The following is a 22001-nucleotide window of genomic DNA, read 5'->3' on the forward strand; positions in this document are numbered from 1 at the left end:
CCTCTCGTGTCGGTGTCGGCGAGGGCCGCCGGCGGAGAGCAAAGATCCACGACCGAGCAGCGCGGGTCTAGCGAACGTCTTGATAACGGGGGTTATCGGAGAGGCGATCTAGCGCTGAGCGGGGAGGCGCTACGGTGATCCAGTCCGCCGGGCGATCTACGAGGGGAGGAACAGTGGCCGACACCCTGTACCTCGGGCTTGCGGACGTCGCGCTCCTTGCTCGCGTCCGGCGGGCGCCCGTGACGATGTGGAGGCGACGGTACGCGTCCACGGCCACGCCCTTCCCGCAGCCCGTCGCGACCCGAGGCGCCCAGCAACTGTTCGACGGCGACGAGGTCGTGACCTGGCTGGAGACCACCGGGCGTGGCAACAACCCCGCCGCTCGGGAGGATCTGGCGGGCTTCGCGGTGCTGGCGGACACCGATCTCGACGATCCCGTCATCTTCGCGGGCTTGACCGCCCTGCTGTGCCTCAGCAGGTACACCGACGGTCTCTCGACGGTCCACGACGACCTGCTCGACGAGGCGGACGAGGCCGATCCGGACGACGAGTTCCTCACGGCAGAGCTCGAGGCGCTGGGTGAGCGCCTGGTCCCGCTCGCCCGCTACTGCTCGCTGCGCATCGACGCCGCCTATCACGCCGGAGCGGCGTTCGAGGGCCTCATGGCCCGCCGTCGACGCCGCGCCCGGGACGGCTACACCCGTACCGCTCTGTCCGCTCCCGCCGTGCGCCTGGTGGCAGCCCTTGTGAACGCTATCGGGACGGACGCGGGCATCAACGCCCCGCTGATCGTCGACCCGACCGGTGGTGGCGGCGATCTCCTCGTTGAGCTGGCGCGGGACGAGGGGCGCACCGTGAGCGTCGCGCTGCCGCCGGGTGACGCGCCCGAGCGGCGACTGACCAGGCGCCGCCTGCGGGTTCGCGGCATCGACTATCGGACACTTGAGATCGACGGAGACGGCGGAGTGGTCGTCCCCGAGGATGGTGTCGTGGTGCTGCAGCTGCCCGGAGCCGATGACCCGGACGCTGAAGCCGCCGAGCTGCTGCAGACGGCCGAGGAGGTCCTACTGGGCAACCCAGCGGACCGCCGAATGGTGATCGTGGGCCGTGCGTCCACCCTGACCGAGGGACTGCCACGGTCAGCGCGGAGGGTCCGGGACGACATCGTGCGGACCCACCGGCTGCGGGGGATCGCCCGCCTGCCAGCCGGCCTCGCGCCGTTCGAGCCGCGGGCCCGCGTCGCGCTGTGGTGCGTCGGGCCTGCCCCGACCATGGCTCCGGGAGGCGTGCCGCCCCGCACGATGGTCGTCAACCTATCCGACACCGAACTCGACGATATCGTGACTGCCGACCTCGTGACGGACCTAGTGGCGGGCATGCAGGACGTGCGTGGCCAACGTGCGCATCTGCCCCGATTTGGACGACTGGTGGGCAGCGTCGAGCTGATCACCCGGCTCGGCGGCCTCGTCGATGCCGTACCGACGCCGCAGCGGACCGAGCCCGCGGTTGAGGTCCTTGCGCGGATTTCGGAGCTGCGGGCGGAGTTGGCGGAGCGGCTGGCGCCTGCTGCGATGCCCGGGGTGGTGGCCCGGTCCGCCCCGCCGGGAACGCGCCACACGCTGGACGACGCGCTCCGGTCGGGCATGCTTCGACTGCTTCCCGGACACCGGCTCGATCGAGACCTGTTTGATGCCGAGGCGTCGGTCCGGGTGCTCGGTCCACCGGAGCTGCTGGGTACCTCGCCTCCGCGCAGTGTCGACCGGCTGCTCCTCGCCGCACGTCACGAGGTGGCTCGCTTCACCGAACCCGGCGACGTCGTCTTCTGTACTGCGCCTCGGCCCGCCGCCGTCGTGGACGTCGAGGGCGGAGCCGTGGTCGTCCATCCCGCGCGCGTCTTGCGGTCGAAGTCATCGGAGTTGCCGCCACGCGTCGTGGCCGCGGCGATCTCGGCGCAGCCGGCGGACGCGCGGGCGTGGGGGAGCTGGACGGTCGGGTCCATCCCTGCGGACCAGGCTGACTCGCTCCGCGTCGTTCTCGACGAGCTCGACTCGCATCGCGCTGCGCTGAAACGTCGACTCGATGCGGTCGACACGCTTGCCTCCACGCTGACAGACGGAACGGCGTCGGGAATTCTCGACCTGTCCCAGCACGACTGAAAGGAAGCCCGTGCCACCTCGCGCGAAGAAGTCCGCGGTGCCGGCAGCACCGTCGACGATGAAAGAGCTGAAGGACACGCTCTGGAAGGCGGCGGACAAGCTGCGTGGCTCGATGGACGCCTCGCAGTACAAGAACGTCGTGCTGGGGCTCGTCTTCCTCAAGTACGTGTCCGACGCGTTCACCGAGCGCCGCGAGCAGATCCAGGCGGAACTCGAGCGGGAAGGCCTCGACGAGGAGCAGGTCGCTCAGCTCATCGACGATGTCGACGAGTACACGGGCAGTGGGGTCTTCTGGATCCCCGCCGAGGCGCGCTGGACGTTCTTGGCCGAGAACGCCAAGGGCCGCGGTGACAAGTCAATCGGCCAACTGATCGACCATGCCATGCAGGCGATCATGGACGAGAACCCGTCGCTCAAGGCCACGCTCCCCAAGATTTTCAACCAGGAGAGCGTCGACCAGCGGCGGCTCGGTGAGCTATTAGATCTGCTAAACACTGCGCGGTTCAGTGGTCAGGGAGCCTCAAAAGCACGCGACCTGCTGGGGGAGGTGTACGAATACTTCTTGGAGAAGTTCGCCAAGGCTGAGGGTAAACGGGGCGGGGAGTTCTACACGCCCGCCAGCGTGGTGCGGGTGCTCGTGGAGGTACTGGAGCCGACCTCCGGACGGGTGTACGACCCATGCTGCGGTTCTGGCGGCATGTTCGTGCAGACCGAGAAGTTCCTCGAGGCGCACGACAGGGACCGTACCGCGATCGCGGTCTACGGCCAGGAACTGAACGAGCGCACCTGGCGCATGGCGAAGATGAACCTCGCCATCCACGGCCTCAACGCGAACCTAGGGTCCGTATGGGGCGACACCTTCGCCCGAGATCTCCACCCGCAGCTCACCGGCCACGATGGCGCAGACTACATTCTGGCCAATCCGCCCTTCAACATCAAAGACTGGGCGCGCAGCGAGAAGGACGCCCGTTGGCGTTTTGGAGTCCCGCCCGCAGGCAACGCGAACTACGCCTGGATCCAGCACGTTCTGTCGAAGCTGAAGCCCGGTGGGAGCGCGGGCGTGGTGATGGCCAACGGCTCCATGACAACGAACTCCGGCGGTGAGGGCGCGATTCGCGCGCAGATCGTCGAAGCGGACCTGGTGTCTTGCATGGTCGCCCTGCCCACGCAGTTGTTCCGCTCCACTGGAATTCCCGTATGTCTCTGGTTCTTCGCCAAGGGCAAGACGGCAGGTAAACGCGGCTCCATCGACCGCAGTGGGCAAGTGTTGTTCATCGACGCCCGCAGCCTAGGCTACATGGTCGACCGCGCTGAGCGCGCCTTTACTGACGAAGACATCGCGAAGATTGCGAACGCGTACCACGCTTGGCGTGGCACAGAGTCGGCTCACGAGGCAGGGCTAGAGTACGCCGACGAACCCGGCTTCTGCTACTCCGCGACCATCGCAGAAATCAAGTCGGCAGACTATGTGCTTACATCGGGTAGATATGTTGGTTCGGCAGAATCTGAGGACGAAGGTGGGCCGATCGAGGAAAGATTGGAGCTTCTAACGAAGGAGCTCTTTGTTCAGCTCGACGAATCCGAGAGGCTTGCGGCCACGGTGCGCGTGGAGATGGGTCGAATCCATGCCTAGGCGAGAAACTCGGACAGGCGGACGAGGCGCCACGGACGCCATTATCCCCGGTCGCTTCGCGCTCAGCATTGGATTCCCTTCTCGTTTGCCGCAACAGGGATATGAGTGGCGAAAGCTCGCCGATTTGGCGCGTATGGAGAGTGGGCACACCCCCAGTCGATCCCGGCCGGAGTACTGGAACGGCGGTATTCCATGGGTTGGCATCAAGGACGCCACAGGAAATCATGGATCTGTAATCTATGAGACTCTCCAGGAGGTGTCTCAGGACGGGATCGATAATTCTTCGGCTCGCGTCTTGCCGACCAATACGGTGTGTCTTTCTAGAACGGCGTCTGTAGGTTATGTCGTCGTCATGGGTCGCCCCATGGCAACTAGTCAAGATTTCGTTAACTGGGTATGTGGACCGGAGATTGCGCCGGAATATCTCAAATACATACTCATGGTCGAGCAAGAGAGCATCCGCAAATTCTCGTACGGAACTACTCATCAGACGCTATATTATCCGGATGCTAAGGCCCTGCACGTATGCATTCCGTCTCGCCGCGACCAAGACGCGGTCGCTCAGGTACTAGGTTCGCTGGAAGACAAGATGTCTCACAATGGTGGCTTGCTTCGTAAGCTCGACGCCTTGGAGCGTGCTTGTTTTACAGGCCTGATGGCAGAGTCGGGAGGTGTGGTGCCATTGGCGGATTTGTTGATGCTGACTAAGGGTGTTTCGTACAGAAGTGCAGATCTTGTTGACTCAGATACTGGAATGGTTACACTCAAATCCATCACTCGGGATGGCTACTACTCTGAGCGCGGACTGAAGCCATTCGCTGGTGACTATCGCAGTGATCAATCTCTAGTGAATGGTGATGTCGTGATAGCCCAGACTGATCTCACACAGAATGCAGACGTCGTTGGTCGAGCGGTCCGTGTGCGGTCGTCGGCAGAGTACTCAAAGCTAGTGGCTAGTCTGGACCTGGTTGTCGCGCGCCCCATCCAGGGAGTCCCTGTTGAATACATCCTTGGCGTACTTCGACAGGAGAGATTCCGTCGCTACTGCCAGGATCACTCATCGGGAACCACCGTCTTGCACCTGCGAGTTGGTGCGTTGGGCCGTTACGAAGCGCCAACGATAGATCCGATTAAGCAAAGGGAGTACGCAGCGAAAGTTCGATCGCTCCACGCTCTCGGTGACGCCATACAGCGCGAGAGCCAGCGCCTGCGGGACCTGCGCGACCTGCTTCTGGTCAATCTGATCTCCGGCCGCATGCGAGTACGTCAGGCTGAGCAGCAGGTCGAGGCGGTCTTACAGTGAGCTGTCGTCTCGGTCCCACGAAGGCGGTCGAATCAATCCCGTCGAAACCGGCGCTGCTTGGGGCGCCCCGGGCTCCCAAGACGGACCTCGACGGCGCGGCAGGCCTCCGCGAATCCTCCGATGCACGACGTGCTGCGGAGTCTGCACTGCACCCCTCGCGTCGAAGCTGCCGAGCATTAGCGAGCTGAAGGATGAGTTGTCCCCCGACCCGATCGAGGAGGAGCACGCGCGATGAGCGGGATGTCGGAGGAGGAGTGGGAGAGGCTCGCAAAGGACACACTGGGCGAGCTGTCCTGGAACCCGGTGGAGGGGAAGGACATCGCTCCAGGCTCCGACGAGCGGCAGAGCTGGGATGATCTCGTTCTGCGCCGGCAGCTGCTCGACGCGCTACGCAGGCTGAACCCGGACGTCCCTGGCGACCAGCTCCAGCAGGCCTACGCCGAGATCACCTCGCCTCGCTCCAACGACGCGATCTCCGAGAACCATCGCGTCCACGACTGGCTCGTCGGCGGCTACCGCGGGATCACCTACCTCCGCGAGGACGGCCAGGAGACCACGCCGACCATCAGGCTGATCTCACAGAACGTTGACGAGAACACCTGGATTGTGGCGAACCAGGTCACTGTGCGGCATAAGGACTTCCACCGCCGCTTCGACCTCGTGCTGTTCTGCAACGGCATGCCGGTCAGCATCCTCGAGCTGAAGAAGGCGGGCAGCGCGACAGCGGACCCTTCTGCAGCGCATGCTCAGCTGCAGACCTACATCACCGAGTTCCCCATCGCGTTCCGCTTCGCCCTGCTCACGGTGATCAGTGACGGCGTCCGCGCGGAGTACGGCACACCGTTCACAGAGCTCCACCACTTCGCGCCGTGGAACGTCGACGAGGAGGGGGCCGTGGTCGAACCCGGGAGCCGGGGGCGCGACGGCGAGCCGGTGACCGCGCTGGAGCTGCTGCTGCACGGCGTCTTCGAGCAAGAGCGCTTTCTCCAGCTCCTCCGCTGGTATACGGCGTTCGACCAGGGGGCCGTCGGCCTCGCCAAGCGCATCGCTAAGCCGCACCAGTACTTTGCGGTCGCGAAGGCTGTGGGCAGCACGGTCGAGGCATTCCGCAGTGATGGCAAGGCTGGCGTCGTCTGGCACACCCAGGGGTCCGGCAAGTCCATGGAGATGGAGCTTTACGCAAACCGCATCATGCGGCAGCCGGAGCTGGCCAACCCGACCATCGTCGTGATCACAGACCGGAACGAGCTCGACGGGCAGCTCTACCAAAGCTTCCAGATCAGCCAGCTGCTCCCCGAACAGCCCGTGCAGATCAAGCGTCGCTCCGAGCTGCGCGAACGGCTCACGAACCAGGTCACGGGCGGCATCTACTTCACCACGCTGCAGAAGTTCGGCCGGACGAAGGAAGAGCGGGATGCCGGAGCCGACCACCCCGAGCTGTCCGCCCGCAAGAACATCATCGTGATCGTGGACGAGGCCCACCGCAGCCACTACGACGACCTCGATGGCTACGCCCGTCACCTGAAGAAGGCGCTTCCGCACGCGTCGCTCATCGCCTTCACCGGCACGCCGATCTCCTTCGCCGACCGGAACACCCGGGCGGTGTTCGGCGACTACGTCGACGTCTATGACCTCTCGCGCGCGGTGGAGGACGGCGCCACCGTGCCCGTCTACTTCGAGCCGCGGCTGATCAAGCTCGCACGGCGCGAAGACATGTCGGACGAGGACCTCGACCGCAGCGCGGACGAAGCCACCAAGGGCCTGGACGACACGGAGCGGGCGCAGATCGAGAAGAGCGTCGCCGTGATCAACGCCGTGTACGGCGACCCCAAGCGTCTCGACGAGCTGGTCAAGGACCTCTTGGCGCACTGGGATCGTCGCCGAGAGGCGATGCGGCCCACGATCGCCGGGCCGGGCAAGGCGATGATCGTTGGCGGCACGCGGCTGATCTGCGCCGAGATCTACCGGCGCATCGCGGAGCGCCGCCCGGAGTGGGACAGCAAGGACATCCACAGCGGCAAGGTCAAGGTCGTCTACTCGAGCGACGCCACGGACACGGGGCTGATCGCCGACCACCGACGCCGGCCGTCGGAGAACGCGACGATCAAGGAGCGGTTCCGGGACCCCGATGACGAGCTGGAGATCGTCATCGTCAAGGACATGATGCTGACCGGATACGACTCCCCGCCGCTGCACACGCTCTACCTCGACCGGCCCCTCAAGGGGGCGCTGCTCATGCAGACCCTCGCCCGCGTCAACCGGACCTTCCGCGGGAAGGAGGCCGGACTGCTCGTCGGATATGCGCCGGTGGCCGACAACCTGCAGAAGGCCCTCGCCGAGTACAGCCCGCGGGACCAGCAGACCAAGCCGATGGGGCGGGAGGTCGACGACGCGGCAGAGGTCGGCGCGTTCCTCGTCGGCCAGATAAGGGAGGCGCTGGCGGACTACGACTGGCGCGCGAAGCTCCGCAGCGGACAGCCGAGGGCCTTCTTGCGGGCGGCGCTGGCCACGACCGACTACCTACGTTCGCCGACGACACCAGGCAACAAGGTTCCCGAGGGAGAGGAGACCCTCGCCGACCGGTACCGACGACTGAGCGGGCAGCTGGCTCGGGCGTGGGCGCTGTGCGGTGCTTCCGGGAAGCTCGAGGAGCTCCGGCCGGACATCCTCTTCTTCGAGGAGGTCCGCGTCTACATGGCGAAGTACGACGCCGACGCGCGTCGGGCCGAGGGCAAGCCCGTGCCCGAGGAGATCAGCCGCCTGCTCGCCGCGTTGCTCACAGCCAGCACCGAGACCGGCGAGGTCATCGACATCTACGAGGCCGCCGGGATGCCCAAGCCCGAGCTGAGCGACCTCAACCCGGCCTACGTCACCAAGGCCCAGCAGGCAACGAACCCGCAGCTGGCGATCGAGGCGCTCCGCAAGCTCGTGCTGACCGAGTCGACCCGGGTGACCCGCAGCAACGTCGTCCGGGAGCGGGTGTTCTCGGAGCGGGTCAAGGAGCTGATGATCCGGTATACGAACCAGCAGCTCACCTCGGCGCAGGTCATCGCCGAGCTCGTGGAGCTCGCGAAGGAGATCCGCAAGGAGGCGGAGCGCGGCGCGACCTTCACCCCGCCGCTAGACGACGACCAGCTTGCCTTCTACGACGCCGTCGCCCAGAACGAGTCCGCGGTGCTGGAGCAGGGCGACGACGTCCTCGCCCAGATCGCCCGCGATCTCGTCGGGATCATGCGGCGGGACGTCCGGACTGACTGGACCGTGCGGGACGACGTCCGGGCGAAGCTGCGCTCGTCGATCAAGCGGTTGCTGGTGAAGCACAAGTACCCGCCGGACAAGCAGCCCGGCGCGATCGCGCTGGTTCTGGAGCAGATGGAGCGGCTCGCTCCGCGCTTCGTGGACGCGGCGTAGGTGATTGGTATGGGGAGTGGGGGGACATGGACGACGCCGAGGAGCAACTGCCGCCGTTGGAGGAGCTGGCGAGGTGCCGCGATGATCTCGCGGACGGCTTGGCCGAGCACCTTGCCGTCGGCCCGGTGATTCGGGAGACGGGCGGCGAAATCGACGTCGAGTTGGCGGACGAGAATCACGCGGCGGTCAGCGAGGCTGTCGACCATGTCGTCGGTTACCTCCGCTCGCTCACCAACGAGGCCGTGCGTGAGCTGGCGCAGCTCGCTGCCGTTGACATTCCGGGGCAGCCGCCCGCCCATCGCGGTGGTGGCTACAGCGCGAGCCCCATACCGCCGTACCCCGATGTAGTGGACCCGGCGTCTGTGAAGAGGCGTGAACCCGTCGACGAGGACGACGAGTACGACGCCGAGACCGAGTACCAGGACGCACTGGCCGACGCGCATCAGTCGCTCGTCTTCGACCGCGCGTGGCACGTCCGCCATCTCGTCGACCATGCAGCCGACCTGGCTTACGCGATCGTCGACAGCGCCCATGCCGGCGACGAGGAGGGCGCGATCGAGTACCTCGGCCAGCGTGACGAGGTGGCCGACAGGCTGGAGAAGGCGTTCAAGCTCTGGGAGTACGCCCTCGCCGGGCAGATGAATGGCTCAGCCGGGCCCAACGACCACATCGCCACCGTCACTCAGTGGCTCGACGACGCGACGCGGCCATAGTGACCGCCGTCCTCGAAGGGCCCGCGTGGGCGCAGCAGGGGCTGGACCAGCGCGAGGGCCGCTATCCGCTCGCCGTCGAGGCACCTGTCCTCGGGATGGTGGCCATGCTCATGCCCGGGTTGTCGACCCTGACCGAGTTCGCTCGCTACTACACGCTCTACTGGGCGCTTGCCGATCACGCCGAGCAGCACGACCTCGACGGTGCCGCCTGCCAGCAGCTCCTCCGTAGGGCGGAGGTTCTGCTTGCGCTCGCCACGAGGCTGACCCACGGCGATGAGGCCAGCGCACATGGGGCGGATGCGCTCCAGCGGGGGCTGGGGAAAGGTAGAACGGCCTGGGAGCTGGCGGACACCGGCAAGAGCTCGTACTCACCGCGCGCTTGGGGATTCTGGTCTCAGTACGGCGGCCCTTCGGATGTGCTCGGGACCGCGACGACGAAGGAAGGAGCAATCCGCCCCTCACGTCACGCCTGCCCGGCCGAGGTCAGGAAGATGTTCGCGCCGCTGTTCGCCGCGGCTGCTCGTGATGCCTCCCCGTCGCTCGATGCCCTCCCACAGCTCGAGCCCGTCTCCTTGGGAACCCTCGACGGCCCTGACCTGGACGCCCTCCGTGATCTGTTCACAGCGACACGAGCATGCCGCCACGTCGAAAGCGACTGGGAAGGGCCCGATCTCACGCGGCGCGCCACGCTGCGGATCCTGCTGCGGACTGGACAGCTGGCGCCGGAGAAGTCCTGGTCGGAGGCGCTTCGCCACGGGGTCGCTTTCGGGTCGGCGGCAGTCGAGGACTCCGTGTTGAGCCAGGAGAGCAGGACCCAGGCGTGGCGTGGCGTGCTGCTCCGGCACTACTCGGTCGGTGCGTGGAGACGACTGTGGGCCGGGCTCGTCGACTTCGTCGGCAACAACGGGGTCACGACTCGCGCCGATCTCCATTCCTGGATCTCTGACCAGCTCCCCGACCTGCGTGTCCAGGAGTGGCAGGCTCAGCTGCCCACCTTGATCGGCCGCGGTGGCCATCCGGAGCCGGCAGAGGAGCAGGTGACGGCGCAGGGCGAGGGTGTCCATCGCGACATTGCCTTGCTGGCGGTCGGGGCGCAGCGCCGGGAGACGCTCGACGGGATCGCCTTGGAGGCGTTCCGCGGGGGGAAGACGGTTCGCAACAACTTCCTCGGCCCGGAGTGGGTCAGCCTTCGGATCGGGGACAACGCGGCCCGGTCGGTGCGCGACCTCGGGCGGGATCTCGTCGACGACATGCTCGCTCAGTCCCGGCGCGTCGCCTTACGCAAGGTGGTCGTGTCGAGCGAAGGCAGGATGCAGGTGTTCTCCCGGCTGCACGAGCGGAACGACACCTTCACTGCGCGGAGCAGGGAAGGGTCGGGGAACGTCGGCCTTCGAGTGGAGCAGCTGGCCGGGCTCGCGACACAGCTCGGCCTCGCGGACGAGTCCGCGACATCGGCAGGCCGTGAACTCCTAAAGCTGCCCGCATGACGACGATCGAACACTCCGACTTCGCGTCGCCTCTGACGTTGCTCCGCCAGTGGCGAGACCGGCCCGACGGCGTCCCGCTACGTGAGTTCCTCGTGCTCGGATTCACCGCCGACCTGGTCTTCCTCGAGCGCTTCGCGATTTCCCTCGCACGGCAGATGGGCGCCCGCGTCACCGTGTTGTCCGACGCCGACCAGCAGATTCATGACCCCATCGACGTCCGCTTCGCCGGCCACATCTACCAACACGGTGCCGTCACGATCCGGGGCGCGTTCCACCCCAAGCTCGCCGTCCTGGTGGGCGACAAGGACGTCTGGACCGCGATCGGGTCGGGAAACCCCACGATGTCCGGGTGGGGACACAACCACGAGCTCTGGTGCGTGCTGCGAGGCGGCAAGGACTCAGGACTACGTGCTCAGGCCGAGCTCGGTGAATGGTTGCAGCGGCTGCCCCGGCACGTCGCGATGCCCAGCTGGATCGCCGAGACAGTCACCAATATCGGTCTGGGGATCTTGCCCGCGCAGGTCGACGACAGCCGCCCGGATGTCCGGCTGCTCCACAATCTGGACGCGCCGCTCCTCGACCGACTGCCGACGGAGGCTGCCGAGGTGAACCTGGCCGCTCCCTTCGTCGACCCGTCAGGGGCGGCTGTCCGCGCGATCCTGGAACGGGCTCGGCCGTCCCGTGTTCGCGTCGCGTTGCAGAGCCAGCTGTCCAGCTTCGACGGGCGAACATTGACAGCAGCGACGAGCCGGACCAAAGCGGAGTTCCGGGAGGTCGACGACGAGCGGACGATGCACGGCAAGCTCATCGAGCTCGTCGGACGGGATGGCCGGCACCGAGCTGTGGTCGGAAGCGCCAATGTGACGTCCGCAGCGCTGCTCCGAACCGTCCGTGACGGCGGAAACTGCGAGCTCGCCATCGCGGCGGACGTCGGGCGCAGCCTGCTGCCGGACGCGCGCCGAGTATCGCCGACCGAGGTCGCACAGTGGCGTCCGTCTGAGGACCACGACAGGGAGGTGGCACATCCTCCACTCCGCCTTCTCGGCGCGCGACGGCTCGAACGGGCGGTAGAACTCCTCGTCGTGTGCGGCGTGGCGGGCCAGGTCACGGTCGAGTTCTCACCGGACGGTGCACCCGGCTCCTGGCAGCCGCGTGGAGTCTTCGACGTATCCGCAGTTGGCGCGCCGCTAATGTGGACGGTCGACTCACCCGAGCCGGCCGGCGCCGCGGTCCGACTGGTGGCGATGGTCGACGGAGCCGCCGTGGAGTCAGTACCGGCGTTCGTGACAGATCCTCATCGCTGCCGACCGCGCACAGACGTCGGTGCAGCGCCTCAGCTGCGAAACCCACCTGAGCTCGACTCGGTCATCAAAGACCCCGGGTTGCTGGAGCGTTTCGGGCGGGACCTGCTCAACCTCCTCCAGCTGTCGGCAGAACAGCGCGCGACGACGGCGGCTCTGCGGAAACCGTCGAGCGCGTCGGGCGGCGTCGACGCGCAGTCAAGGAAGGACGCGTGGACGGAGTTCCTCGACCTTGCTGCTCACTCCCTCGGGGCGTCGCTCACGGAGATGGTGTTCCCGGGAGCGCTGCCCACGCCGACGAACACGGTCGACTCGAGCACGTGGGCCGTCGGCATGATCGAGGACGAGACCGAACTCGCGGAGGACGAGACCGAGAGCGCCATCGAGCAACTCGATCCACTCGTCGGCCGCGAGGCTCGACGCGTCAAGCCCGAGGCAAGATCTCGCTACAGGTCGTGGATCCGGCGATGGGTCAAGGCGATCACGCCGGGGGCCGCGGCCCCCGTCCCACCCTTGCCCATGCGTATGACCGTCGCCGCCCTGTACCTGGAGCTACTTGCTGCTGGTGTCTGGGGATCTGATGACGGCTGGCGCGACGAGCTCGCGGATGTCGTGCTCGCGCTCGTCGCCGACCAGGCTGAGATCACCGACAGCCCAGAGGAGTCGCACGCCTACCTCGGGTCTCTCGTCGCGCTATGTCTCGCGGTGCTCGGCCACAATGCAGTGGTGCGAGGCGGACGCCCGGCGGACGTCGTCCTGACCAGGGCTTGGGAGCCGGCTCATCAGGTCGCGACACTTGCTGAGGACGTCGTCATCGACTCCCTTCTGCTTCGATCAGATGAGGCCGGTGCTCGGCTGGCTGGCCGCAGCGAGGTCGACGCCGTCGTGGAACTCGCCCACGACGCTGCAACTGATCCGCAGGCGGAGACTCTCGCAGGACTGGCCGCGGCGGGGCTCGAGGTGGAGAGGGAGCACGGGGCCTGGATCGTGCGGGGGACTTTCCGCAACCCCATGCGGCCTGCTGCACGGGCAGCGACCGAGCTGTTCGACGGCGACCCGCTGACGTGCGTCGCGACGACGGGAACTCGCTCGGTGATCATGACACGAGGCGAGGATGCGGTGGCGATGCTCGACTCAGCCGTCGGGCGATGGCGGGTCTATCCGCTGCGACGGCCGAGCACTCCGCTCACGCTCTTCGGGCAGGGCGAGGGAGTCCCAGCTACTCGCCAGATCCTGGCTGCGCGCCCCGTTCCGCCTGCCGTGGCGGCGATCGCGGGTGACGGGGACCTGGAGAACCTCCTCGCCAAGTTCGGGCCTGGCCGCAAGCCCCGGTCGAAGGACGGTGCCTGGACCGACCGGGATTGGTGAACCGTCCCTGCCGTACGGCTCAATCTCGTGGAGGACGCCCGAGTGCATCGCGGCGGGACGACCATGAGGAGATCAGCGACGCGCGTCGTCCAGGTATTGCAGTAGCTCGTGCGCGGCAAGCTCGATTTCCTTGTGGCCCCACTCGGCGGCGCGATAGTGGCAGCTGATGATGCCCATGCGGTGGATCCGCATGAAGTCGCCGAACACGAACGCGTAGCGGCGCTTGGTCTCCTCGCCGGCGCCGTCGGTGAGGCCGAGGTGCCAAACGCCGTACTCGGCCCAGGTGTGGGTCTTGAGGTAGCGGGTGCCGTCGGCGGCGGAGGGTTGGACGTCACCCCAGCGGCTGCGAAGGACGTAGCGGCGGGCGTCGATAAGTGCCTGGGCGTGCTCGACCGCGGCGTCGTTGACCCGGTACTTTGGCATGTGCCGATGGTCGCGTAGCCACCGGGTTCGTGCAGGGCCGCTGGCGCGGCGTCGCCCTTCGGACTGTGTCCCCGGGTGGGGCCCCTTAAGGACGAGCCCTCCAAGCCCTGACCCGTGACGGCGGTTCCTCGCCCCGGGTGGAGGGTTGTGGATGACCGGGACGCTAGCCAGATCAGGCCCTCTGGATCATCGCCACATCGGGGGGTCTCCGATCCGCCAGGGGGCGATGGCGCCGGGGTTGCGCTTGTCGGCGCCGTCAGCTGAGGCGTGACACGGGTTGTGACACGAGCCGGAGTCGTTCCGCGGCGTCTGGAGTGGCTGGAGAGGTCGGCCCCGTGGCGGTTGTTGCAGGTAGGGGCCGTGGTGTACGCGGATGGCCCGTCTTGTAAGTGGTAGGTCGTCAGTTCGATCCTGACCTCCGGCTCCAGGTCTGGGCATCGTCGAGCATCTGTCGGATCGTCCGCCCGGTCGTTGTTCGTCAGCGCGATCCCGCAGCGACCAGTGTCGCGGTGATGGGCTCGAGCTCGGCGATCAGCTCGGCGAGCTCGGCGGCGGAGAGTGCGTCGTACGGCGGGGCGGCGAGCTCGTCGGTGAGGGCTTCGATGCGTTGCTTGGTCTCGCGGCCGGCGTCGGTGAACCAGCCGTCGGTGTCGACGAGCCCGCGCTCGCACAGCCCGTCCATGACCTCGGCCAGCCGCTGCTTCGGCAGGTGGTGGAGGCGCCCAAAGGATTCCGGCGGGTGGATGCCCTGCTCCAGCGCGGACAGCACGTGGGCCTCCGCACCGCCGATGTGCCCTGCGAGGAGGGCGGCGACGTGCCCGTCACCGCGGTGCTCGCGCAGCATGGTCGCGGAGTGCCACAGCCGGGTGACCGGGTCGCTGGGCACCGGAAGGGCCCGCCATCCGGCGTACATCACCCGACCTTGCGTGGGCGCGCTCGTCGCGGCCTTGGTGGTCAGGTCGGCGGCGCGCGCCAGGCCGGGGGACTCGGCCAGCGCCGCGCCGAGGATCCGCCGTACGGAGGCCGCGCTGCCCCGTTGCCACGCGGCGAAGGAGGCCTCCGGCGGGATCGTCTCCCCGGCGCTCGGGATGTGCCGCGCAGCCTCCCCGTCGGCGAAGCTGTAGAAGGCCGCGTGCACGACCTGTGCCGGCACCCGTCCCAGTGGCGCGGCGCGGCTGGCGAAGTAGCCGTCCCAGTAGGTGCGGTGGCCGAGCGCGGCCAACTCCTCATTGGACTCGTCGGCGAGGTAGGTGACCAGGCAGATCGGCTCGAGGAGCCCGAACATGCGGCGGGCGGTTCTCGTGGTCGGCATGACTGATCCGACTCGGCGAGCGCCCCGGACTCATCGGTTCCGCCGGACAACCGACGCAACCCCTGGGCGAGGCGCGCCTGGCAGCGTCCGTCGTCCTGGCGTGGGGCCATCCGTGGGGCGAAATACCGTCGCGTGGTGCGGTTGAGGTGCGGCTTCAGTGACCCACGGCGGGGGCATCGTCGCTGGTAGAGGCCAGATGATATGTGATCCGGCCGCCTTTTAATCCGCGGGGTTCAGGGTTCGGTCTCCTGGGGGCCAGCAGGTACTACCTGCACGTTCGGTAAGGAGGTGCTACTCGACCACGTGCCGAGCCGGCGGCCAGACGTGGTCCATCACGCTGACGCGCGCGGACCCGGCCTCCTCGGCGGCGGTGACGCTGCGGGCCAGGTCGTCGGCCAGCCCCGCCGGGCCGGACGGGTAGGTGAAATCCGCGATGTGCAGACCGCTTTTCACGATGTCCTCGGTGCCTTGTCGTCGATCAGCGGTTTCGACGCTAGCCGCTGCGACCTGCCCGGATGTCACCTGAAGGTGGCCCTGCTGGTACCCGGTTCGGCTCAGGTGGGCACGGTGGCGGGGTGCCGGGCGGAGAGGGCGTGCGCGGTGGTCGCGGCGGCGGGCTGGAACTCGGCCAGCAGCGCGGCGACCTCGGTGGTCGCGGCGGCGACGTCGGCCTCGGCGCCGTCGTGCAGCCCCTCGACCACGATGAGTGCCCGCGTGGTGGTCGGCCGCGTCGCGCTCTGCGCGCTCTGCCGCCAGCACCAGCGCCGGGCGCAGGCGACGCCGGCGCGGTCGACGAACACCACCTCTCCGGGCTCCGGCGCGCCGGCCTCGGCCGCACCGAGGTCGGTGAACCGCTCGGTGCCGGTGGCGAACCGGACGGTGATGCCGCCGTCGATCCCGGCGAGGTCGACCACGGCGACCGGCAGCGCGTACCGGATCGACACCAGGTTGCCGAGGTCGACGAGGGTGTTGATGGATGGGATGTCGCCCTGCTTGGCCAGCCGCCGCAGCAGCGCCTCCGCGGCGCTGCGGTACTGGGTGGGCTTGGCCCCGAACGCCGCGAACGCGCGGCGCCAGGCCGCGATGGACGGCAGCTCGGCGACCGGCGTGGTCGCGAGCCGCTGCGCGACGTCCCGCTGGGCGGCGCGGTAGCGCTCCAGCAGCGCAGGCGGCGTCGATCCATTGGTCAGCCGGGACGCGGCGACGATCCCGGCGTGGATCGCCGGGTACCGCTCCAGGACGGCGGGGTCGTAGCGGAACACGCGCGGAAGACTAGGCCAGACCGGTCCGGTGACCGAGTCCAACGAGTCCGTGATCAACCGAGTCCGTGATCAACGAGACCGGTCCGGGCCTGCCGATCGGGCTCGGCGACGTGCGGGCACGCGGCTCCCGGGTGCTGGCCGGTGGGCTCGCCGACACGTTTCGCCACGCGGTCAGCGGCCGTCAGTCGGGCCGGCGCGGACCCGTCGGCGGCGGAGACCCGGGCGCAGGCCGCGAGGACCAGCCGCAGCGGCGGGGACGGCACGCCGGACGACGGGGCTCCCAGCGCTCATGATCGTCGGTGGCTCGCTACCGGCCCGGCGGGCCGGCCCGGCTGTCGGTGCACTACGTGCGGGGCTCCTATGACACCGTCAAGCTGACGATCGCGCTGCGCCGCCTGCGTGCCCTGCTGCGCGGCACACCGGTCATCCCTGCAGTGGGACAACCTCTCCGCACACCGCAGCGGGCCGATGCGCGCGTTCCTGCGCGTGCAGCGCGGCTGGTTGACCGTGCACTACCTGCCTGCGTACGCCTCGGAGCTGAACCCGACCGAGAACCGGTGGGCGTCGCTGAAGACCCGTGATCTGGCCATCCGGGCCGCCGCCACCGTGGAGGAGTTGCTGGTGCTGGCCCACGGGGGTGTCCACCGCCTCCGCCTCCAGCCGGCGACCGGACCTGCTGGGCAACTTCCTAGTTCGACTGACAAGACCATCGGGCTCCGCCCGAACCCGGCACCGCTTCGGAGATCAGCGGAAATGCGGACGGCGGCGACCTCTTCACGGCGCGCCCAAGGGCAGCCAGACCAACGCTCCGCCGACAAGCCGGGACTGAGTGGTTTGCCGGCGGGGCGCCGGCCCGGCAGGGATAAACCCGCGCCGCGAGGAGATCACCACCTCGGGGAAGGCGTGTCAGGGGCTATGGCGGCGACCTACTGGTCGCGCGCCTTCTGGAAGACGTCCGCCACGTCCTTCGTGAACCAGTAGACCGCGTTGCCGCCGTCTGGGTAGTCCCACGACCAGGGCCACGTGCGGCCAACCGCAAACGAGTGCCTTCCTGGCCACGCGAGGACACCAGCCACACCGTGCTTGCCGTTCGGGATCCCGACGCGCTCCGCCAACTCGTCGCCGCGGGCTCCCGGCAGCGCGGGTGAGGCCCAGATCAGCCGCCCGGCAGGGTCCGCGATGACCTGCACGTTCACGCCATGGCACTTGTGCTTCCCCGAACAGCGTCGGGGCCGTCCGTCGGGGATGGGCGGCGGACCGCGGAGGGGTCAACGGTAATCACGACCGTAGGCCCGTCCACCTGGGCCGCTGGTCCGACGCCACGTTCGGGGTTGTTCTTCGGTCGATCGGGTGAGCGCGTCAGCGGGTGTCGATGAGCACGAACACCTGGCTCACCGCTCGCCGCGTCACCTCTCAGGGTGCGTCGGGGCCGCCGACAGCGCGTCGGTCAGCAGCGCGACGAGCGCCTGGTGCTGCACGTCGGCCGACGATCCGACCTCCTCCTCGGAGCCGTCGAGCGCTTGGGCGGCGAGGCCGGCCTTGTTGTCGATCAGCTCGGCGATCCTGGCATCGATCGTCTGGGCGGCGATGATGCGCCACGCGGTGACGGGCTCCGTCTGGCCGATGCGGTGGCTGCGGTCGATGGCCTGGGTCTGTTCCGCGGCGGTCCAGGAGAGTTCCGCGAGCACGATGTTGGAGGCGACCTGGAGGTTGAGGCCCACACCGGCCGCGGTCAGTGAGCAGACCGCGACGGCGACGTCGGGGTCGTTGACGAAGGCGTCGATGTTGCGCTGCCGCACCGTGGGCGTCTGGTCGCCGCGGATCGAGGAGAACCGGACCCCCTGCTTGGTGAACGTTTCCTCGGCGGCGTCCATCACGTCGACGTGCTTGGCGAAGAAGACCACCTTGCCTGCGCTGCGCGCGAGCTGTGCGGCGTAGTCGGCGGCGAGGCCGGCCTTCGCCTGGCCGATGCGTCGCATCATGCTGAAGACGTTGTCGCCGGTCGTCGACGTGGTCGCATCCTTCTGCTCCCACCTGGCCACCCGGCGCACGAGGTCGTGGTCGATGCCGTCGTCGATGGGGCTCTCGACGACGGCACCGGACCGTCGGGTGGCGAGTGCGGCGGAGTACCGGGCCATCATCCGGCGGGCGAGGTCGCGCTCGGCGGCCCGGATCGACCGGCCGGCGGGCCCGTCCAGCTCGACGGGAAGGTCGGCGATGCGCCGCGCGGGGATGTCGGCGGCCACGTCGACCTTGCGGCGACGGACGATGCCGAGGTCCACGACGCAGCTGCGGGCGGCGGCGTAGAAGCCCGGATCGGCGGGTGTCAGGCCGGTCTCAGTGAGGGCGTCCATCAGGTCGGCGAGCGGTTTCGTCCCGTCGATCCAGCCGAGGAACTGCCAGATGGCGAGGAAGTCCTCGATGTCGTTGATCAGCGGGGTGCCGGTGAGGGCCATCAGCAGCGGACGCGCGGTGAAGGACCGGATGCGTTCGGAGAGCTCCAGGACGTGCTGCGAGCGCTGGGAGGCCTTGTTCTTGATGAAGTGCGCCTCGTCGACGACCATTCCGCGGAAGCCGAAGTCGCCGAGCCATCCCACATGCCGGTCGAGCACCTCGTAGTTGACGACGACGATGTCGGCGAAGCCGTCGATGGAGTCACCGTTGCCGTGGATCACCGTCGCCGAGCGGCGGGGTGTCCACAGACCGGCCTCGCGCACCCAGTTCGTCTTGACGACGTTGGGCACGACGACGAGCAGGGGGTAGGCGTTCGCCGCCTCCGCGGCGAGCAGCGCCTGGGCCGTCTTGCCCAGCCCGGGCTCGTCGGCGAGCAGGAAGGTCCGGTGGCCGGCCTGGGCCGCGGCGACCAGCCGGGCCTGGTGCGGCATGAGCTCCCGGCCGCCCGGCGCTCTCCGGAGGGACGGCGCGGGGAGGGGCATGCACGCCGGGGCTCCGCCACCGGCGCGCTCGAACGACCGCAGCAGCGGGCCGAGCAGCTCCCAGCCGGCCAGCGGCGTCGGACGCGGTGCGTTCGGCCGGGCGGCCGAGAAGTCGGGGGCGAGGAAGGGGTTGGCCATCTGCCGCGAGACGACCGACTGCGGCACCACCCGGGGCTTGGTGGGGGCGGCGGGGACCTCTACCGGCGGGGCTTCGTCGGTGCCCGTCTCGATGGCCGGCTCGATCCCCGCGGTCCGCAGCACGTCCCGGGCGAGCGACCTGGCCTCGTCGGAGACGACGGCGTCCTCGGCGAGGAGCGCCAGGAGCGCCGGATCACGGACGGCGGTCATCGCGAGGGTCTTCGCGGTGTGGTCGAGACGCTTGAGCCGCTCGGCCCGGCGCGCGTCGCTGCTGTTCTCCTCCGCCCGGAGCCGGGCGCGCTCCTCGCGCAACAGCAGTGCGACCGCCTGGAACTTCGTGCGCGTCGCGGGCGTCACTCGCCCGCTCCGCAGGGCGGTCTCGACCTCCCGGACGGAGTGCGCGAGCACCGACATGACGTCGCCGCGTTCGCGGCCGCGTCCTCGGTCCCGCGGGGCGCTACGGCGAGCCCTCGTCTGGGGCTGGCCTCGTCGAGCCACGAACTCCTCCTCCGGAATGCCCGGCAGGGCCGCCGTGGCGGCCTTACCGCGCACAGCGCTGCGGTCGGGTCAGGGGCGTCGCGGGGAGAGGCCGAGGTGTGGCTCCTCCGGGACGCGAGCTGACCCACAGATCTGGGGAAACGCCACCGCGGGGGCCGGACAGCCCACACAGGACGGCGTGGCCACCGGTCGGCGGTCCAGCACCTATCGCCCAGGTCGGCCATGGTCTGGACCAACAGCGTGCAGCGGTGGCCAGCTTTCTTCCCTCGATTGTACCGCCTGGCGACGCATGTGGTGACTGCTGCGCAACCTGATGGCGTACTGCGTGACGGCCGAATGACAGCAGCGCGCCGATCGAGGTCGACAGCGTTCGACCTCGACCTGCTCGCCGACACCGGCCTGCGTCACCGCCTCACCGTCACGGTTCGACGAGTTGGAGGCGGTCGAGCCCATCCTCGCCTCGCTGGCCGCCGAACCAGTCCCGGCGCCGGACCCGACCGGGACCCTGCTCCTCACGACCGCCGACGAACCCGACCTGATGGCGAGCCGCTTGCGCTCCATGGCCGCGGCCGAGCGCCAGCAGTCGTCCATGCTCCTCGGGCAGCCGAAGCACCTCGTCGGGGAGCACGGCCTCCCACAAGCTCAGCTCGACTGCCCGCGTCCGCAGCATCCCGCCCCCGTTTCCCCAGCTCACGGCGCTACCGGGGCATTCTCCCGCCCATCCGACCGCGAGCATGGGAGGCGCGCGGGACTATTCGTGCAGGTCAGGGCCTTGCGGCGCTGCTACTTCTTCAGGGCGAAGTAGCTAGCTGCTCTGGCCAGACCTTCCCAGCGGCGCAGGCTCATCCGTTGTTGCATCAGCGCCGCGGGCCCTCGAGGCCGCGCGGGACAGCACGCCGGCGCCGCTGGTGGTCATCGCGCGACGCCAGGGCGGCACGCCCTCAATCTCCGTCTCCAGCGAGAAGCTCAGGAACGTTCGGATGAGCACGATCAGTCCCAGGACGCCGACGCTCTCCAGCGTCGGGGTGACTGCGACGGTCCTGATGAGGTCGGCGGCCACGAGGATCTCGACCCCGAGCAGCAGCACACCGCCAAAGAACTCCCGCAGCAGCGCGTACCCGCGGCGCCCGTCGCCCGAGGTGCGCCATACCCGGGCGGAGTAGAGAAGCGACCAGACGAGCCCGATGATCAGCACCATGACTGCGATCACCTCGAACGCTTGGGCGGCGCGCTCCATCAACGCCGTAAATGTCATTTCAGCTCCCTCGGTGCCCGGTCCCGCAACTCGGTGGCGACGCCGCGCCAACGCTCCACCCCCAAGGCATCCCTCCATCACGGTATTCGGGCGTTCACAGTCCGGACGGCCAGCCGAGTGTTCCGCGGCAGCACGCTGTCCTTCCACGAGCAGCCCCGGGGGTGGTCTGGGCAACGGCCGCGGATGTTGAGGAAACCTTGGGTGCAGCCCTCCGAGGAGTGGGAGGATGACCGATCCTCGACGTCGCCCACCGCAGCGCTTCGCGCCGCCTTGTGAGGAGTAGATCAGCGGTTGGCCGCGCGTCTGCGGCTCCTGGCGTTTTCCGCTCGTGGGCCACGTGCTGGCGTGGGATTAGGTCTGCCAGCCCGCGGCCAGCGCTGCCTTGGCGTCCTCGCGGCCGAGGCCAACCTGTTGCTCGGCGTAAGTGCGGTTGAAGTAGATCAGGCTGAGCAGCTCGTCGCGGCCGATTCCGCTTCCGAGCGCGTCGAGCGTTCGCCCGATCGCCCAGTACGGGTCGGTCGGCCCGCACGGTCGGAACGTGCGAGCCGCCAGTTTGGCGAGCTGGCCGTCTTTCGGCGCGACCAGTAGGTAACGCACGAGCTTGTAGGGTGAGTGGCCCGCCCCGCCCTGTTGGACCCGCTGATTCTTCCGGCGCAGGGACTGCAGGTCGTCACTGAGGGCTGCGTCCCCGGAGGTGGTGTACGAGTCCCTCGCTGGTGAGCGGCGTGGCGTCGTGACGTGAGACGGCCACCGCGTGATCTTGATGAGTACCGACCAAGGAACTCACCGAGAGGATCACGACGAT

General features: G+C 68.4%; 15 protein-coding genes and 1 pseudogene. 8 read left to right on the forward strand and 8 right to left on the reverse strand.

All coding sequences use genetic code 11. The features are described from left to right. The first annotated feature begins 173 nt into the window (after positions 1-173). From HF526_RS11785 to HF526_RS11815, 7 genes are all read left to right on the forward strand, one after another. Positions 174-2156, forward strand: a complete 1983-nt coding sequence (locus HF526_RS11785; protein WP_169381426.1) for a hypothetical protein — start codon at positions 174-176, stop codon at positions 2154-2156. Positions 2157-2214: 58 nt separating this feature from the next. Next, positions 2215-3789: a type I restriction-modification system subunit M gene (locus tag HF526_RS11790; protein ID WP_211177075.1), complete on the forward strand. Its 1575-nt coding sequence runs from the start codon at positions 2215-2217 to the stop codon at positions 3787-3789. Beyond that, complete coding sequence (locus HF526_RS11795) at positions 3782-5092, forward strand: restriction endonuclease subunit S (protein WP_275403967.1); 1311 nt, start codon at positions 3782-3784, stop codon at positions 5090-5092. Before HF526_RS11790 ends, HF526_RS11795 begins: the two co-directional genes overlap by 8 nt. A gap of 231 nt (positions 5093-5323) precedes the next feature. Next, complete coding sequence (locus tag HF526_RS11800; protein WP_169381429.1) at positions 5324-8503, forward strand: type I restriction endonuclease subunit R; 3180 nt, start codon at positions 5324-5326, stop codon at positions 8501-8503. Between the two features lie 26 nt (positions 8504-8529). Beyond that, a complete protein-coding gene (locus tag HF526_RS11805; RefSeq protein WP_169381430.1) occupies positions 8530-9216 on the forward strand; it encodes a hypothetical protein in 687 nt (228 codons plus the stop codon). Continuing rightward, positions 9216-10703, forward strand: a complete 1488-nt coding sequence (locus tag HF526_RS11810) for a hypothetical protein (protein ID WP_169381431.1) — start codon at positions 9216-9218, stop codon at positions 10701-10703. The genes HF526_RS11805 and HF526_RS11810 overlap by 1 nt, the downstream gene beginning before the upstream one ends. Next, positions 10700-13372 carry a phospholipase D family protein gene (locus HF526_RS11815; protein ID WP_169381432.1) on the forward strand — a complete coding sequence of 891 codons (2673 nt, stop codon included), beginning with the start codon at positions 10700-10702 and terminating at the stop codon, positions 13370-13372. The genes HF526_RS11810 and HF526_RS11815 overlap by 4 nt, the downstream gene beginning before the upstream one ends. A 72-nt stretch (positions 13373-13444) precedes the next feature. Here HF526_RS11815 and HF526_RS11820 read toward each other — a convergent pair whose 3' ends face one another. The 4 genes from HF526_RS11820 to HF526_RS11835 form a co-directional block, all read right to left on the reverse strand. Then, the gene (locus HF526_RS11820) at positions 13445-13795 is read right to left on the reverse strand and encodes a hypothetical protein (RefSeq protein WP_169381433.1); all 351 of its coding nucleotides are present in this window, start codon (positions 13793-13795) and stop codon (positions 13445-13447) included. 478 nt (positions 13796-14273) lie between these two features. Beyond that, on the reverse strand, positions 14274-15107 hold the full coding sequence (locus HF526_RS11825) for an SCO6745 family protein (RefSeq protein WP_239028568.1): 834 nt from the start codon (positions 15105-15107) through the stop codon (positions 14274-14276). A 291-nt stretch (positions 15108-15398) separates the two neighbouring features. Further along, positions 15399-15560 (reverse strand): hypothetical protein, encoded by a 162-nt coding sequence (locus HF526_RS11830; protein ID WP_211177076.1) that lies wholly within the window; start codon positions 15558-15560, stop codon positions 15399-15401. A gap of 101 nt (positions 15561-15661) precedes the next feature. Next, positions 15662-16369 carry a phenylalanine--tRNA ligase beta subunit-related protein gene (locus HF526_RS11835; RefSeq protein ID WP_169381434.1) on the reverse strand — a complete coding sequence of 236 codons (708 nt, stop codon included), beginning with the start codon at positions 16367-16369 and terminating at the stop codon, positions 15662-15664. A 399-nt stretch (positions 16370-16768) separates the two neighbouring features. Here HF526_RS11835 and HF526_RS37375 point away from each other — a divergent pair, with 399 nt between their 5' ends. Further along, positions 16769-17350: a transposase gene (locus HF526_RS37375; protein ID WP_169381435.1), complete on the forward strand. Its 582-nt coding sequence runs from the start codon at positions 16769-16771 to the stop codon at positions 17348-17350. Here the strand turns inward: HF526_RS37375 and HF526_RS36320 are convergent. The 4 genes and pseudogenes from HF526_RS36320 to HF526_RS11860 form a co-directional block, all read right to left on the reverse strand. Next, positions 17296-17589 (reverse strand): annotated as a pseudogene (locus HF526_RS36320) (DUF6416 domain-containing protein); the annotation flags it as partial. The gene HF526_RS37375 and the pseudogene HF526_RS36320 overlap by 55 nt on opposite strands. Before the next feature lie 186 nt (positions 17590-17775). Next, complete coding sequence (locus HF526_RS11850; protein WP_338051417.1) at positions 17776-19800, reverse strand: DEAD/DEAH box helicase; 2025 nt, start codon at positions 19798-19800, stop codon at positions 17776-17778. 946 nt (positions 19801-20746) lie between these two features. Further along, positions 20747-21196 carry a DUF1622 domain-containing protein gene (locus HF526_RS11855; RefSeq protein WP_169381437.1) on the reverse strand — a complete coding sequence of 150 codons (450 nt, stop codon included), beginning with the start codon at positions 21194-21196 and terminating at the stop codon, positions 20747-20749. Between the two features lie 351 nt (positions 21197-21547). Further along, positions 21548-21793 carry a hypothetical protein gene (locus HF526_RS11860; RefSeq protein ID WP_169381438.1) on the reverse strand — a complete coding sequence of 82 codons (246 nt, stop codon included), beginning with the start codon at positions 21791-21793 and terminating at the stop codon, positions 21548-21550. Positions 21794-22001 lie beyond the last annotated feature (208 nt).

Origin of the sequence: Pseudonocardia acidicola, from assembly GCF_012911935.1 — a bacterium.
Lineage (GTDB): Bacteria > Actinomycetota > Actinomycetes > Mycobacteriales > Pseudonocardiaceae > Pseudonocardia > Pseudonocardia acidicola.